The sequence below is a fragment of the Luteimonas aestuarii genome, assembly GCF_004357985.1.
GTDB lineage: Bacteria > Pseudomonadota > Gammaproteobacteria > Xanthomonadales > Xanthomonadaceae > Luteimonas > Luteimonas aestuarii.
Map to the genome: position 1 here is coordinate 37,270 of NZ_SMTF01000015.1, position 15,049 is coordinate 52,318.

The window sequence follows — 15,049 nt, forward strand, 5'->3', positions numbered from 1 at the left end:
CCTCCTCATGCCTTCACCGCCCAGGTGTCGCGCAACGATACGCTGCGGTTGAACACCGGCGCATCGCTGCGATGGTCGCGGCGGTCGGCGACGAAGTAGCCGAGGCGTTCGAACTGGAACGACTGTTCCGGCGCCGCCTCCGCCGCGGCCGGCTCGACATAGCCGCGCACGCTGCGCTTCGACTCGGGGTTGAGGTGGTCGCGGTAGCTCTTGCCTTCGCTCTCGTCGTCGGGATCGGCGACCGAGAACAGGCGGTCGTACAGCCGCACTTCCGCCTCGACCGCGTGCTTCGCGCTGACCCAGTGGATCGTGCCCTTGACCTTGCGGTTGGCGCCTTCCATGCCGGGGCGCGACTCGGGATCGAGCCAGCCACGCAACTCGATGACGTTGCCGGCATCATCCTTCACCAACTCGTCCACGCGCGCGATGCCGGCGCCGCGCAGTCGCACCTCGCCGCCGGGCACCAGCCGCTTCCAGCCCTTCGGCGGCACTTCGGCGAAGTCCTCGCGTTCGATCCACAGTTCGCGCGAGAACGGCACCTCGCGCGTGCCGAAGGACTCGTCCTTCGGATGGTTGGAGAACGTCAACGATTCCTCGTGCGCCTCCGGCAGGTTGGCCAGCACGAACCTGAGCGGATCGATCACCGCCATGCGCCGCGGCGCGGCCGCGTCCAGGTCGTCGCGCAGCGCCCCTTCCAGCACCGAGAAATCGATCATCGAGTTCTGCTTGCTGATGCCGACGCGGTCCACCAGCAGCCGCAGCGCGCCCGGCGTGTAACCGCGGCGGCGCAGGCCCTGCAACGTCGGCATCCGCGGATCGTCCCAGCCGTCGACCAGGCCGTCGCCGACCAGCGCCACCAGCTTGCGCTTGCTCATCACCGTGTAGTTGATGTTGAGCCGCGAGAACTCGATCTGGCGCGGCTTGGCGGCCACGTTCGGCAGGCCCTTGGCGACCAGCGGCGCCAGCAGTTCGGGGGTGCCGGCCAGGTCCACCTTGTCCACGCACCAGTCGTACAGCGGCCGGTGGTCCTCGAACTCCAGCGTGCACAGCGAATGGGTGATGCCCTCGATGGCATCGCCCAAGGCGTGGGCGAAGTCGTACATCGGGTAGATGCACCAGCCGGCCCCGGCGATGGGGTGCGGCATGTGCTTGATCCGGTACAGGGCCGGGTCGCGCAGGTTGATGTTGCCGCTGGCCATGTCGATCTTCGCCCGCAGGGTGCGGCTGCCATCGGCGAACTCGCCGGCGCGCATTCTGCGGAACAGGTCAAGGTTTTCGTCGGGCGACCTGTCGCGGTAGGGCGAATTGCGACCAGGTTCGGTCAATGTGCCGCGGTACTCCCGGACCTGCTCGGCGCTCAGGTCGCAGACAAAGGCGTCGCCCTGGCGGATCAGCTTCTCGGCCGCCAGCACGTACACCTCGAAATAGTCCGAGGCATGGCGCAGTTCCGCCCAGTCGAAGCCCAGCCACTGCACGTCGTCGCGGATGGCGCGGACGAACTCCGGGTCCTCTTTGGCGGGGTTGGTGTCGTCGAAACGCAGGTTGCACAGCCCCCCGAACTCCTCGGCGATGCCGAAATCCAGGCAGATCGCCTTGGCGTGGCCGATGTGCAGGTAGCCGTTGGGCTCGGGCGGGAAGCGGGTGCGGATGGCCTGGTGGCGGCCGCTGGCCAAGTCGTCGCGGACGATCTGGCGGATGAAGTCCTGCTTGCCGCCGGGGGCGGGTTCGGCGGTCCCCGGAGGGGGTGGAAGGGTGGTCATTCGGCTTCAGGGGCGGGGAAACCGCCAGTTTAGCCGAGCTGGCGATGCGGGCCTGCCCGGGCGCGCGCCCGGGCCCATGTGAAGAGCGGCTTGCCCACGGGCGTGGCATGCTTTCCATAGCGTGACGCAGGTCCGTTTCGATGGCACGCGGTTTGCTTGCCGATATCGGCAGAAGGCTTCGATACGTCTGCGCACGGTGCTGGACGCAACCGGAGGCGCGCGCCACAGGGGGAGAGTCTGAATCCGTTCCGTACACCCGAGTCCGGCAAGCATGAGTGGCTGTTCGCTGGCTGCATGGCCGTGCTGCTGTCGCTGTTCGCCGCGGTCGTGACCGGGGCCGTCCCGCATGCCGGCGACGACCTGGGCGTTGCCGTGGGCGGGATGGGTGCCGAGGACGGCATGCCGGCATGGCAGGAGCGCAACGTGGTGCAGTTGCCGGGCGGCCATCGTCGCGAGACCACGGTCTGGCTACGGTTCTCGCTTCCACCGGTCGCGACCGACGAATCCCGCTGGGTGCTGCGACTGCCCCGGGACCCGGTGGATGGCATCGAGTTGCGACGCGACGGCTGGCGCAGTACGCGCTACGGCTTCTACACCCCACAGCGCGTCGAGGGCCTGCTGCCCGGGGGCTATGTTTTTCCCCTGCCACTGGCATGGCAGGGCGAAACGCAGCTGGTGATGCAAGTCGACAGCAGCCTGCGCGGTGCATTCACGCCCAAGCTGATGCGCGAATCGGACGCGATGCGCATCGAGCAGTACGGCGCGGCGACTGCAGCGATGGTCTATGCCAGCCTGTTCACGCTCGCCTTGCTGGCGCTTGCGTTGTTCTCCGCGGCGCGGGACCGCATGTTCCTGGTGTTCTTCGGGTTCTCGCTGTTGGCGTTGGTGACATTGGCCGGCGTCAACGGGCATCTGTACCAGCTGCCGGGCCTGCGGCTGTTCGCGGCATGGGGGGCCATGGGCCTGTGTGCACTGGCGTTCCTGTTTGGTGCCGGATGGCTGCAGGTGCTGGTGCGCTACGTCGGCCTGCAGGCCACGCATCCGTCCGCGCGCCGTGCGATCGATGGTTATTGCCTGGTGTTGGTGGGGGGCGCGGCGCTGTGCCTGCTCAACGTCGAACTGCTGGTGCCGTGGACGCAGCCGTTCGCCAGCGCCGCCCTCGCCGTGGTGGGGGTGCTCGGCGTATTGATGCTGGTCGACGCCGGACTGCGTCGTGTGCCGATGGCGTGGCCGCTGGCGGTGCTGTCGCTGGCGACCGGCATCGGTGCGTTGCTGATGGAGCTGTCCGCGCGCGGGCAGGTGCCTGAATTGCTGCTGGTGCGCTACGGCTATCAGTTGGGCCTGGTGGTCAGCATCGCCATCCTCGCCGTCGGGCTGATCGGTCGCATCAGCGAATATCGCTACCAGCGGGACCGCGAACAGCTGGCGCGTGCCGATACCGAGCGCCGGATGGAGCGGGAGGCCAGCCGTTCCAACCTGGCCGCCGAGCTGCAGACCGAACTGCGTGCGCTGCCGGTGGGCGACGTGGAATGGACGGCGTTCCGCCTGCTGCTCGACCACCTGTCGCGCCTGATGCCGCTGGAAAGTGCGTCGGCGGTTGTGCGCGGCTACCACGGCCAGGACCTGCTGCTGGTCGAACCGCTGGAAGCGAAGCAGCCGATACAGCAGAGCATCGAGAAGCGGCTGCTTGCGCTCAAGCGTCAGTGCGCCAACGGCCTGCCCCTGCAGCAGCCGGTGACGGCGGAAGGTGTGCGCGCGTCGCTGGGCATCGAGGCGCTGTTGCCGCTTCCGATCCGCGCGCCGGCATGGGGCGGGCTGCTGCTCCGGCGCAAGGGCGGCGACGGATTCACCACGGAGGAGTTGTCGCTCGCCGGTGAGCTGGCCCGCCTGACCCTGCTGCAGATCGACCAAGCGGTGGCGGCGATCCAGCTGCGTCGTTCGGCCGAGGTGGATGCACTGACCGGCAGCTTCAACCGCCGCACCATCGACCAGTGGATGACGCGCGCGTTCGACGACGCGCAGCGCGACGGCCAGCCGGTGTCGGTGCTGTTCATCGACCTGGACCATTTCAAGTCGGTCAACGACCGCTATGGCCATGCCTGCGGTGATTTCTGCCTGCGCAACGTGGCATCCACCCTGCGCGCCGCGCTGCCCGAAGGCGACCTGTTCGGGCGCTATGGCGGCGAAGAGTTCATCGCGGTGCTGCCCGGCAGGGGCGGGGCCGCGGCGCGGGTGATTGGCGAACAGCTGCGCGTCGCGGTGGAGAACATGCAGCTTGACTGGTCGGGCCAGGCCTTGCCGCTCACCGTCAGCGTGGGCGTCGCCACCCGGCGCGACAACGAGGACACGCCGGCGGCCACCCTGGACCGTGCCGACAAGGCGCTGTACGCGGCCAAGCGCAACGGCCGCAACTGCGTGCAGGTGGCGCCCGCCGTGTTCAGTTGATCCGTTTCAATCGCGCACCTTCGACGCATGGTGCATTGCCGGTCGGCGTGCACGGACTCGATAATCCTCGCTCCTCCTTGCTTCGGTCGCGTCATGCCCGCTTCCCCCGTGGACACCCGCGCGACGCTCTGGATGCTGCTGGGTGCAGCGCTGATCGGCACCAACGGGCTGATGGTGCGCTTCGCCGACGTTCCGCCCACGATCTCCGCGTTCTGGCGGATGGGCTTCGCGGGGCTGATGCTGTTGCTCATCGTGTTCGCCACCCGCAGCTGGCGGCCGCTGCCACTGCGTGCGTGGCTGTGGACGCTGGTGCCGGGCGCGGCGTTCGCACTGGACCTGTGGCTCTGGCATCGCAGCATCCTGCTGGTGGGTCCGGGGTTGGCCACGCTCCTCGCGAATGCGCAGGTGTTCTTCATGGCGCTGGCCGGCGCGTGGCTGTATCGCGAGCGCATCGGGCCGCGCTTCCTGGCGGGCATCGTGCTGGCCTTCATCGGGCTGTGGCTGCTGCTGGGCGGGCAATGGGCCACGCTGCCGGTCGAATATCGGTGGGGCGTATGGCTGGGACTCGCCACCGGCCTGGCCTACGCCGTCTACAACCTTGGACTCAAGCGCGCGCAGAGCGAGGCGCATGGCGCGGTGGTGGCGCGCCATGCCGGCGCGGACGCGCCGATTGCGCAGGTGCTGGCGCTGGCGTCGCTGTCGTGCGCAGTGCTGCTGGCCGTGGCCGGCGTGGCCGAGGGCGCGTCGTTCGTCATCCCGTCGTGGCGCTCGCTGGCCGTGCTGTTGCTGCTGGCCGGCGCGGGACACTGCCTGAGCTGGGTATTGATCTCGAAGGCGATGCCGCACCTGGCCGTGGCGATGGTGGGCCTGTTGCTGCTGTTGCAGCCGATCGTCGCTTTCCTGCTCGACGTGGCGCTGCTGGACCGCATGACCACGTCGCGCGAGTGGTGGGGCCTGGCGTTCAGCCTCGCGGGCATCTTCCTCGCGGGCCTCAAGGGCCGCCAACGGTTGCCGACGCAGCCGGTCTGAACGACCACGCCGCTTGATGTGGAGGCTCTGCGCCTCCACATCACGACCAACCCCTACGGAGTCGTCGCCATGCCTGGTATCGGTGCCTGGAAACAACGCCTGCCGCGACCGGAAGACGCCTTGCCCGGACGCGACACGCCGCTGCCGCTGCACAACGTGCACCACGTGCTGGGTGGCTCCTTGCGCGATGCGTTCACGGGCCTGGCGCGGGTGCAGTTCGGCATGGGCTGCTTCTGGGGCGCGGAGCGCAAGTTCTGGTCGCTGCCGGGCGTGGTGACGACGGCCGTCGGGTATGCCGGAGGTTCCACGCCGAATCCCACGTATCGGGAAGTCTGTTCCGGGCAGACCGGGCACACCGAAGCGGTGCTGGTTGTCTACGACCCGGCGAAGCTGCCGTTCGATGCGTTGCTCAAGACGTTCTGGGAAAACCACGACCCCACCCAGGGGATGCGACAGGGCAACGATGTCGGCACGCAGTATCGGTCGGCGATCTACTGCGAAACCGAGGCGCAGCACGCGGCGGCGCTGGCCAGTCGCGACCTGTTCCAGCAGCGCCTGCGCGACGCGGGGCATGGCGACATCACCACCGAGATCCCCTTCCCGGCGCCGACTTTCTACTACGCCGAGGACGAACACCAGCAGTACCTGTCGAAGAATCCGATGGGCTATTGCGGCCTGGGCGGTACCGGAGTGAGTTGCCCGATCGGGATCGACGCGTAGGGCGGGTCAAGACCCGCCCTGTTGCCGCTCGATTCGGCAGACGTAGACCACTTCGCACGCACCCGCGCCGCTGTCGTCGCGCTTGAGCGAGCTGATCCAGCGCCAGCCGTCCGGCGCATCCACCCGGACCAGCCAGCCGTCGATGCGCACATGGTCGTCGCGGCGGACCCGGCGCAGTTCCGCGGCGACGTCCGCGCTGGACGGGATCATGTGCATGTTGGCGCTGCTGCGCACGATCTCCGCCGGCGGCAGCGGCGGGCTGCCCTGCCAGCGGTAGTGGTACCAGCGCGAGGATTGAGAGATCGACAGTCGTGACAGCACTGCGTCCTGGCGCATGGGTCCCCAGCCCAGTGCGAGGTCTGTGGGCGAGAACGTGGCCTCGCGACCGAGGCTGTAGTCGCGTCGCGACAGCACGCGCGCCTCCAGGCTGAAGCCGGCCAGCGGTGTCAGCGTGCCGTCCTGCAATGCCACCTGTGCCATGCCCCGCGGTACCGGCGTCTGCAGGGGCGCGGCACCTGCGGCCACCGCGGGCGGGGGCGGACAGTGCACGCCCCCGCCATCGGCCGGCAGCGGCGGCGCCGGGACGCGCGGCGAGTACGGCGAACGCCACCAGCCGATGGCGGCCAGCAGCAGCCCAAGGATGGCAAGCGTGCGCAGCGACATGGTTGCGCGATGCTAGCCCGGCGACACGTCGAGCACGCGCAACTGCAGCGTGCGGCCACCAGGCAGGGTCCAGTCGATCGACTGTCCGGGCGACAGGCCCAGCAATGCGCTCGCCACCGGGGCGAGGATGGAGACGCGGCCCGCATCGATGTCGGCTTCGTGCGGATACACGGGCGTGATCGAGTGGCGCTCGCCACTGGCGTCGTCGACGCATTCGACACGGGAATGCATGCCGACCACGTCGGTCGGCATGGCGTCATCGTCGATGATCTCGGCCCGCGACAGTTCCGCCATCAGCGCATCCGCGGCCGGGTGCTCGCGCCACTGCGGCGCGTCCAGCAACGCTTCGAGGCGGGTGGCGTCACGATTGGAGATGCGGAGGGAAGGGGGCAGGCCGCTGGTGGGCTGGTCGTGCATGGTGGACTCCTGGTCGAATGGCGCGTGCCGGTGTGGCCGGGCACGCAAGAAAAAACGGGCGACGTGACTGGCGCGTCGCCCGCTGCGGGAGTGTCGACAGTACCGCCGCGACTGCACGCTTTCAAGCGTGTCGCGGCGGTCGTTCAGAGCATGTCCGGCGGTGTCGTTTGCCGTGGGTCGGCCGGATCGGTGCGCAGCAAGGCGTCGGGCAGCTGGCGGATGCTGGCGGCGAGGCGCTTGAGGAAGCCATCCATCGCCGTGCTGCGCCGCCAGTACAGCGCGATGCGCCGGCTGGGTTGCGGATCCTTGAACGGCAGCAGGCGGATGCTGGGTGGCTGCGCCACCGGCGGCTGCACGGCCAGGCTGGGCAGCAGGGTCATGCCGACGTTCGCCGCCACCATCTGCCGCAGGGTTTCCAGGCTGGTGGCGCGGAATTCGGTCTTCTCGCTGGCACCCGACAGGTGGCACACGTCGAGCGTCTGCTGGCGCAGGCAGTGGCCGTCCTCGAGCAGCAACAGGTCTTCGTTGGCCAGGTCGCCCACGGACAGCGAAGTACGCTGTGCGAACGCGTGGTGCGCCGGCACCGCCAGCACGAACGATTCCTCGAACAGGAATTCGCCATGCAACTGGTCGTCGTGGATCGGTTCGGCCAGGATCGCCGCGTCCAGCCGGCCGTCGCGCAGCCGCGCGAGCAGCAGTTCGCTTTTTTCCTCGACCAGCAGCAACTGCAGCTCGGGAAAGCGTTCGCGGATGCCCGGGATCACGTGCGGCAGCAGGTATGGCCCCAGCGTGGGGAAGATGCCCAGGCGCACGGTGCCGGCCTCGGGCGCCTGGCTGCGGCGCGCGGCTTCCTTCATCTGTTCGACGTCGCCCACGATGCGGCGTGCGCGTTCGGCGATGTCGCTGCCGACCGCGGTCAGCATCACCTTGCGCGGCGCGCGTTCGAACAGCGCCACGCCCAGTTCTTCCTCCAGCTTGCGGATCTGCGTGGACAGCGTGGGTTGGCTGACGAAGCACGCGGCCGCGGCGCGCCCGAAATGCCTGTGGTCGGCGAGCGCGATCAGGTAGTTGAGGTCGCGCAGGTTCATTGCAGCTGGATCAAACCGCTTCGGCTTCGGTCGTTAAGGTCTCGGCCGGCGCCGAGGTGCGGATCAGGTGGTCGAAGGCGGCCAGCGCCGCCTTCGAGCCTTCGCCCATCGCGATCACGATCTGCTTGTACGGCACCGTGGTGGCGTCGCCCGCGGCGAACACGCCCGGCACCGACGTGCGGCCGTGCGCATCCACTTCGATCTCGCCGCGCGGCGACAGCGCCACCGTGCCCTGGAGCCATTCGGTATTCGGGAGCAGGCCGATCTGCACGAACACGCCCTCCAGTTCCAGTCGATGCGCATCGCCGCCGACGCGATCGGTGTAGACGAGGCCTTTGACCTTCTGGCCATCGCCCAGCACCTCGGTGGTCTGCGCGCTGGTGATGATGCGCACGTTCGGAAGGCTGCGCAGCTTGCGCTGCAGCACCGCGTCGGCGCGCAGCGCCGCGTCGAACTCGATCAGGGTGACGTGGGCGACCAGGCCGGCCAGGTCGATCGCCGCCTCCACGCCGGAGTTGCCGCCGCCGATCACCGCCACGCGCTTGCCCTTGAACAGCGGGCCATCGCAGTGCGGGCAATAGGCCACGCCCTTGTTGCGGTACTGGTCTTCGCCGGGCACGCCCATCTGCCGCCAGCGCGCGCCGGTGGACAGCACCACGGTCTTCGACTTCAGCGACGCCCCGTTCTCCAGTTTCACTTCCACGAGGCCGTCGTCGCCCGCGGGCACCAGCTGCGTCGCGCGCTGCAGGTTCATCACGTCCACGTCGTACTCGCGCACGTGCTGTTCCAGCTGCGCAGCCAGCTTCGGGCCTTCGGTGTGCTGCACCGAGATGAAGTTCTCGATCGCCATGGTGTCCAGCACCTGGCCGCCGAAGCGCTCGGCCGCCACGCCGGTGCGGATGCCCTTGCGCGCGGCGTAGATCGCCGCCGCCGCGCCGGCCGGGCCACCGCCGACCACCAGCACGTCGAAGGCGTCCTTGCTTGCGATCTTCGCGGCTTCGCGCTTCGCGGCACCGGTATCGAGCCGGGCGACGATCTGCTCCAGCGTCATCCGGCCCTGGTCGAACAGCTCGCCATTGAGGTAGACGGTGGGCACCGACATGATCTCGCGCGCTTCCACCTCGTCCTGGAACAGCGCGCCATCGATGGCGACGTGCCTGATCTTCGGGTTGAGCACGGCGGCCAGGTTCAGCGCCTGCACCACGTCCGGGCAGTTCTGGCAGCTCAGCGAGTAATAGGTTTCGAACAGGAAGTCGCCATCGAGGTTGCGCACCTGCTCCAGCAGGTCGGCGGTGGCCTTCGACGGATGGCCGCCGACCTGCAGCAGGGCGAGCACCAGCGAGGTGAACTCGTGGCCCATCGGCAGCCCGGCGAAGCGCAGCGAGATGTCGTACCCGGGCGACGACAGCGCGAACGACGGGGTGCGTTCGCCATCGTCGCGGCGCACGTCGACGGTGATCCTGTCGGACTGCGCGCGGATGTCTTCCAGCAGCGCCAGCATCTCGTTCGACTTGTCGCCGTCGTCCACCGAGGCGGTGATCACGACAGGGCGTTGCAGGCGTTCGAGATAAGCCTTGAGCTGGGTCTTGAGGTCCTGGTCGAGCATGGCGACTCCTGTGGGGGTGGAGTGGCGGGAGCGGATCGGAGCCGACGCAGGCGGGCTGGCTGCGCAGGGGGAGGGATGCGTGGCGGGCAGGCCGGGCATCGGCTCCGATCCGCTCCCGCGCCGCAGGTGCGGCACGGGGGCGTGTGGTGCGATGGGTCGGTTGCGAACTGCCGGTCGCGCCGGATCAGATCTTGCCGACCAGGTCCAGCGACGGCTTCAGGGTCTTCTCGCCTTCCTTCCACTTGGCCGGGCAGACTTCGTTCGGGTGCGCGGCGGTGTACTGGGCGGCCTTGAGCTTGCGCAGGGTTTCGGAGATGTCGCGGGCGATCTCGTTGGAATGGATCTCAAGCGTCTTGATCACGCCTTCCGGGTTGACCACGAAGGTGCCGCGCAGGGCCAGGCCCTCTTCCTCGATGTGCACGCCGAAGGCGCGGGTCAGCTGGTGGGTGGGGTCGCCGACCAGCGGGAACTGGGCCTTGCCCACCGCCGGGGAGGTTTCGTGCCAGACCTTGTGCGAGAAGTGGGTGTCGGTGGTGACGATGTAGACCTCGGCGCCCAGCTTCTGGAACTCGGCGTAATGGTCGGCCGCGTCCTCGATCTCGGTCGGGCAGTTGAAGGTGAAGGCGGCCGGCATGAACACCAGCACCGACCACTTGCCCTTCAGGCTGGCATCGGTGACTTCAATGAACTCGCCATTCTGGTAGGCGGTGGTCTTGAACGGCTGGACGGGCGTGTTGATCAACGACATCTGCAAGATCCTCGGATGAATGGGGAGGGTTTCGGCAGAAGCAGATGCCCTGCCGACGCCGACAAGAATAGGCAGCATCGATCAATTTGTAAAAGTCATTAAATCTATACTAACAATAGTTGAAAACTATCGAACTGGTGCAAGAATCCTGTCGCCTGCCATTGGATAGTCCATCTGCGCCCGTGATCGCGCGCAGGGGTTGACAGGTTATTTTGCATTGCAGCATATTCGGTCCACGCCTTCCTGCAGCACGCTTCCCGCGGCAGGCAGGCAGGGTTTGTGGTCGGAGATCCGGCCCAACGCGTTCCGTATCCGTTTCCTCCCTCCCACACGTGATGCGGAATTTTGAAGGCGGCTTCGGCCGCCTTCATTTTTTTCTTCTGTGCCTGGCTGCGAGTGACGCCATCCGTGGCTGCGCAGATCCCGCATCGCCGAAAGTCGCGGCGCGATATCCGCTTGGTTGCGGCGGTACCGGACCTGCGCCGGTCGGACCATCGCGAGTCTCGTAAAGAAGCTGGCGACACGGTCGCTGGCGAGGTAGGTGCGGCTGCGTCGGTGCTGCGGAGGTGCCCGCCGAGCCTGAGCACACCGAGCGCGAATCGCGCCAGCGATTGTGCCCGTACATCGCATGCCAGCCTCCGGCGTGGCTGGCGCGGGGGGAATGAGCCTATTCCGGTTCGGGAGGCGCCGTTGACGCGTCCGCGCCGACGAAAGACGAAACCGCCAACAGCACTTTGGGGAAGCGCTCGGGCGAGTAGAACGCTGCGGCAGGTGCAAAGTGGCTGGCACCCGCCAACCAGACAATTCGCGAGGAGGCGCCAGCCTCCCTCAATGCGGCGTGCAGGCGACGGCTGTTGCCCGGTTCCACGGTACGGTCGCGGTCGCCGTGGATCAGCAGGAAGGGCGGCTCGTCACCGTCCACGAAGCGCACGGCCATGGCATCCGGCCATTGCTCAGGCGGGCCGAAGATGCGTTCAAGCTTGCCGCCGATGGCGAAGTCATAGGGGCCGGCCAGGCCGATCACACCCGCCAGGTCGCGCGGCGTCATGTCCACCCGCCCCAGATGACGAGCATCGGTTCCGAGCAGCGCGGCGATCTGCGCGCCGGCGGAATGGCCGGCAATGAAGATCCGGTCGGGATCCCCGCCATGCTCGGCGACGTGGTCGCGGGACCAGCGCACCGCGCGCGCAGCATCGTCGATGAAGTCAGGGAATCCTGCCGTCGGCCAGGTGCGGTAATCCGCCACGATGGCCACGACCCCGCGTTGCGCCAGTTGGCTGCCAACGAAGCCATACCGCGCGCGGTTGCCGCGCTGCCAGGCCCCACCGTAGAAGAACACGACCACCGGCATCGCGTGGATGGCGTGGCGCGGGCGGTAGACATCCAGCGCCAGCCCGCGACCGGGATCGTAGGTCACGCTGGCCACAGGCGGCGTGCTGTCGCGGTTGACGTAGCCGAAGAACACGCTCTGGCAGCCCGTGGCAAGCAGTGCGGCCAGGGCGATGGCGAGCGTGGTGCGCAGTGATCGCATGGGGTTTCCTGGGCGGTTGCCGCGCGCGAGCGGCTACGATGACGTCCCATGGATACGACCACAAGGCGCCGCGTGGATGCACTGCTGCGCAACGCTTGCGCCCGGGTGGCGCGCGAGGACGCGGAGTTGCTGCTCACGTTCGTGCTGGGGAAGCCGCGCAGCTGGCTGTTCGCGCATGACGACGCCGAGTTGGATGCATCGCAGGCGGCCCGCTTCGAAACGCTGCTCGCGCGGCGCGTCCAGGGCGAGCCTGTGGCTTACCTGGTCGGGTCGCGCGGCTTCTGGACATTCGATCTCGCGGTCACGCCGGACACGCTGATCCCGCGCCCGGAAACCGAACGGCTGGTCGAGGCAGCGCTGTCGCGACTGCCCGCCGACACGCCATTGCGCATCGCCGACCTGGGCACGGGCAGTGGCGCGATTGCACTGGCGCTGGCCAGCGAGTGCCCGCAGTCCATGGTGGTCGCCACCGACGCCAGCGAAGCGGCGCTTGCGGTGGCGCGTGGCAATGCCGATGCGGCCAGGGTTGCCAACATCCGCTTCCGCGTCGGCGACTGGTATGGCCCGCTGCGTGAGGACCGCTTCGATCTGATCGCCAGCAACCCGCCCTACATCGCCGGCGATGACGAACACCTGCAGCGCGGAGACCTGCGTTTCGAACCCGTGCAGGCGCTGACGCCGGGCGGCGACGGGCTGTCTGCGATCCGCGTGCTCGCCGCCGGTGCGCCGCGGCACCTGCTGCCAGGCGGTTGGCTGCTGCTGGAACATGGCCACGACCAGGGCGATGCCGTGCGCACCTTGCTGGTCAGCGCCGGGCTGGTGGACGTGGCGACGCTGCAGGACCTGGAGCATCGCGACCGGGTGACGCTGGGCCGTTGGCGGCCTTGAAGCAGGCGTTAGACTCTGGCGACTCGTACCTGCAAGGGACCGCCATGCGCACGCTGTACCCGGAGATCGCACCGTTCGACGTCGGCACGCTCAAGGTCGACGACCGCCATACGTTGTACTACGAACAGTCCGGCAACCCGAAGGGCAAGCCGGTCGTACTGTTGCACGGCGGTCCCGGCGGCGGCTGCAACGCCAGGATGCGTCGCTTCCACGACCCGGCGAAATACCGCATCGTGCTGTTCGACCAGCGTGGCGCCGGGCGCTCCACGCCGCACGCCGACCTGGTGGACAACACCACTTGGGACCTCGTGGCCGACATCGAAAAACTGCGTGAGCGGCTGGACGTCGAGAAGTGGCAGGTCTTCGGCGGCTCCTGGGGCTCCACGCTGGCGTTGGCCTACGCGCAATCGCATCCGCGCCGGGTGAGCGAACTCGTGCTGCGCGGCATCTTCATGCTGCGCCGGTGGGAGCTGCAGTGGTTCTACCAGGAAGGCGCCTCGCGCCTGTTCCCGGATGCCTGGGAGCATTACATCGCCGCGATCCCCGAAGCCGAACGCGGCGACCTGGTTGCCGCCTTCCACAAGCGCCTGACCAGCGACGATGAAGCCACGCGCCTGGCGGCTGCACGCGCGTGGAGCGTGTGGGAAGGCGCCACGTCGTTCCTGCGCGTCGATGGCGATTTCGCCGACAGCCACGCGGATGCGCAATTCGCGCTGGCGTTCGCGCGCATCGAGAACCATTACTTCGTCAACAAGGGCTTCTTCGAGGTCGACGACCAGCTGTTGCGCGACATGTACCGCATCGTCGATATCCCCGGGGTGATCGTGCATGGCCGCTACGACGTGGTCTGCCCGGTCCAGAATGCGTGGGACCTGCACAAGGCCTGGCCGAAGGCCGAACTGGCCATCACCCCGACCTCCGGCCACTCCGCGTTCGAGGAAGAGAACGTGGATGCACTGGTGAAAGCGACCGATTCGTTCGCGTAGGCATGCCTTGGCCCTGGCTTAGGCAGGGGCGGAGAGCCAAGGAGCCTTCAGCGGTCGCGCGAGGCGATGGACACCGTCGCAACCGCCTGGACATTGGCGTCAGGATCGTCGGAGGTGGTCAGCACGAACAGAAGCTCACTGTCGTCTTCCGGTCGGAACCATGCGCAGGCGAGCGTTCTGGACTGCTCGTCCACGGCAGTTGGCATCGTGCGCGGCTCCGCAAGCAGTGGCGGGTGTGCAGTGGAGACGAGTGATTGGAAGCCTGCGCGTGCAGCTTCGGCGATCGCACGCTGTGCGAACACGGCGCAGGTGCCGTCTTCGCGCAGCGAAACCACGAAGCGCCCTTCCTCCGCAAGGATGATCCACGCTGCACCTCCCTTGCCTCCGAGGAAGAACGAGGCGTTCCCGGCAGGGACATCCTGCCCGCCGTACGCGGTGATCGCCGCAGTCAATGCGTCCTGTGAGTCGTAATGCTGCATGCAGGTGGACGCGAACAGCGTCGAGAATGCATCAAGACTCCCGTCAACCGGTCCGGATGCCCGGCCATTGGTCATGCAACAGAGCGTGATCCAGGCGATCAACGCGGTGCGCAGTGATTTCAGGCTCATATCGGATCCGCGCGCGAACCATCCGGGTTGTACTCGATCATCCACAGCCCGGCCCAGAGCTTCAGGTCCAGCTCGTAGCCCTCGCGGTATTTCCGCATCAGCCACGCCGGCGCCTCGCTGCGCGGCACCGAGTGCACGGTGATGTCCTCGTCGTTGACGCCGCCACCATCGCCCACCTTGCGCAAGTCGCGGGCCCGCGCGAAGGCGATGCGCTCGTTGCTCATGCCCGACGACGTGGGGCCGGTCAGCAGTACGTCGACGCGGCCGGCCTCCCAGCCAGTCTCCTCGATCAGTTCGCGGCGGGCGGCGGCTTCCAATGAGTCGTCGTCGTGGTCGTCGCCAACCAGTCCCGCCGGCATCTCGATGGTCTTCGCGCCCAGCGGCACGCGGTACTGCTCGACGAACAGCACGTGGTCGTCGGGCGTGACCGCGATCACCAGCACCGCCAACCCGTCCTTGCCATGGGTGCGTTCGCACGATTCCCAGTGGCCGCGCCTGACCATGCGCAGCCACTCCCCTTGGTACAGCAGTTCGACGTCGCCGCCGGAGTCCTTGTCCAT

Annotated in this window: 14 protein-coding genes; 5 read left to right on the plus strand and 9 right to left on the minus strand. The window is 67.9% G+C overall.

Annotated elements, in window-relative coordinates:
• Positions 1-5: 5 nt before the first annotated feature.
• Entirely contained in the window at positions 6-1,760 is a 1,755-nt protein-coding gene (locus E2F46_RS14400; RefSeq protein WP_133323282.1) for a glutamine--tRNA ligase/YqeY domain fusion protein, read from the minus strand.
• A 294-nt stretch (positions 1,761-2,054) separates the two neighbouring features.
• Between E2F46_RS14400 and E2F46_RS14405 the strand changes: the two genes are divergently transcribed.
• The 3 genes from E2F46_RS14405 (at position 2,055) to msrA (ending at position 5,954) form a co-directional block, all read left to right on the plus strand.
• Positions 2,055-4,205 carry a sensor domain-containing diguanylate cyclase gene (locus tag E2F46_RS14405; protein ID WP_133323283.1) on the plus strand — a complete coding sequence of 717 codons (2,151 nt, stop codon included), beginning with the start codon at positions 2,055-2,057 and terminating at the stop codon, positions 4,203-4,205.
• 93 nt (positions 4,206-4,298) lie between these two features.
• Positions 4,299-5,234, plus strand: coding sequence for a DMT family transporter (locus E2F46_RS14410; protein ID WP_133323284.1), 936 nt, complete (start codon positions 4,299-4,301; stop codon positions 5,232-5,234).
• Positions 5,235-5,303: 69 nt separating this feature from the next.
• The gene (gene msrA / locus E2F46_RS14415) at positions 5,304-5,954 is read left to right on the plus strand and encodes a peptide-methionine (S)-S-oxide reductase MsrA (RefSeq protein WP_133323285.1); all 651 of its coding nucleotides are present in this window, start codon (positions 5,304-5,306) and stop codon (positions 5,952-5,954) included.
• Positions 5,955-5,960: 6 nt separating this feature from the next.
• On the opposite strand, the gene E2F46_RS14420 is transcribed toward msrA, so the two are convergent.
• From E2F46_RS14420 to E2F46_RS14445, 6 genes are all read right to left on the minus strand, one after another.
• Positions 5,961-6,617, minus strand: a complete 657-nt coding sequence (locus E2F46_RS14420) for a hypothetical protein (protein ID WP_133323286.1) — start codon at positions 6,615-6,617, stop codon at positions 5,961-5,963.
• 12 nt (positions 6,618-6,629) lie between these two features.
• The gene (rnk, locus tag E2F46_RS14425) at positions 6,630-7,034 is read right to left on the minus strand and encodes a nucleoside diphosphate kinase regulator (RefSeq protein ID WP_133323287.1); all 405 of its coding nucleotides are present in this window, start codon (positions 7,032-7,034) and stop codon (positions 6,630-6,632) included.
• Positions 7,035-7,177: 143 nt separating this feature from the next.
• On the minus strand, positions 7,178-8,122 hold the full coding sequence (locus E2F46_RS14430; protein ID WP_133323288.1) for a LysR substrate-binding domain-containing protein: 945 nt from the start codon (positions 8,120-8,122) through the stop codon (positions 7,178-7,180).
• A 10-nt stretch (positions 8,123-8,132) separates the two neighbouring features.
• Positions 8,133-9,728 (minus strand): alkyl hydroperoxide reductase subunit F, encoded by a 1,596-nt coding sequence (gene ahpF / locus E2F46_RS14435; protein ID WP_133323289.1) that lies wholly within the window; start codon positions 9,726-9,728, stop codon positions 8,133-8,135.
• Positions 9,729-9,912: 184 nt separating this feature from the next.
• On the minus strand, positions 9,913-10,476 hold the full coding sequence (gene ahpC / locus E2F46_RS14440; RefSeq protein ID WP_133323290.1) for an alkyl hydroperoxide reductase subunit C: 564 nt from the start codon (positions 10,474-10,476) through the stop codon (positions 9,913-9,915).
• A gap of 667 nt (positions 10,477-11,143) precedes the next feature.
• Positions 11,144-12,007, minus strand: coding sequence for an alpha/beta hydrolase (locus E2F46_RS14445; RefSeq protein ID WP_133323291.1), 864 nt, complete (start codon positions 12,005-12,007; stop codon positions 11,144-11,146).
• 48 nt (positions 12,008-12,055) lie between these two features.
• Here E2F46_RS14445 and prmC point away from each other — a divergent pair, with 48 nt between their 5' ends.
• Together prmC and pip are read left to right on the plus strand one after the other, a co-directional pair.
• A complete protein-coding gene (gene prmC, locus E2F46_RS14450) occupies positions 12,056-12,895 on the plus strand; it encodes a peptide chain release factor N(5)-glutamine methyltransferase (protein ID WP_133323292.1) in 840 nt (279 codons plus the stop codon).
• Positions 12,896-12,939: 44 nt separating this feature from the next.
• The gene (pip, locus tag E2F46_RS14455; protein ID WP_133323293.1) at positions 12,940-13,881 is read left to right on the plus strand and encodes a prolyl aminopeptidase; all 942 of its coding nucleotides are present in this window, start codon (positions 12,940-12,942) and stop codon (positions 13,879-13,881) included.
• 47 nt (positions 13,882-13,928) lie between these two features.
• On the opposite strand, the gene E2F46_RS14460 is transcribed toward pip, so the two are convergent.
• Entirely contained in the window at positions 13,929-14,462 is a 534-nt protein-coding gene (locus E2F46_RS14460) for an NMCC_0638 family (lipo)protein (RefSeq protein ID WP_133323294.1), read from the minus strand.
• A gap of 23 nt (positions 14,463-14,485) precedes the next feature.
• Positions 14,486-15,049: an NUDIX hydrolase gene (locus tag E2F46_RS14465; RefSeq protein ID WP_133323295.1), complete on the minus strand. Its 564-nt coding sequence runs from the start codon at positions 15,047-15,049 to the stop codon at positions 14,486-14,488.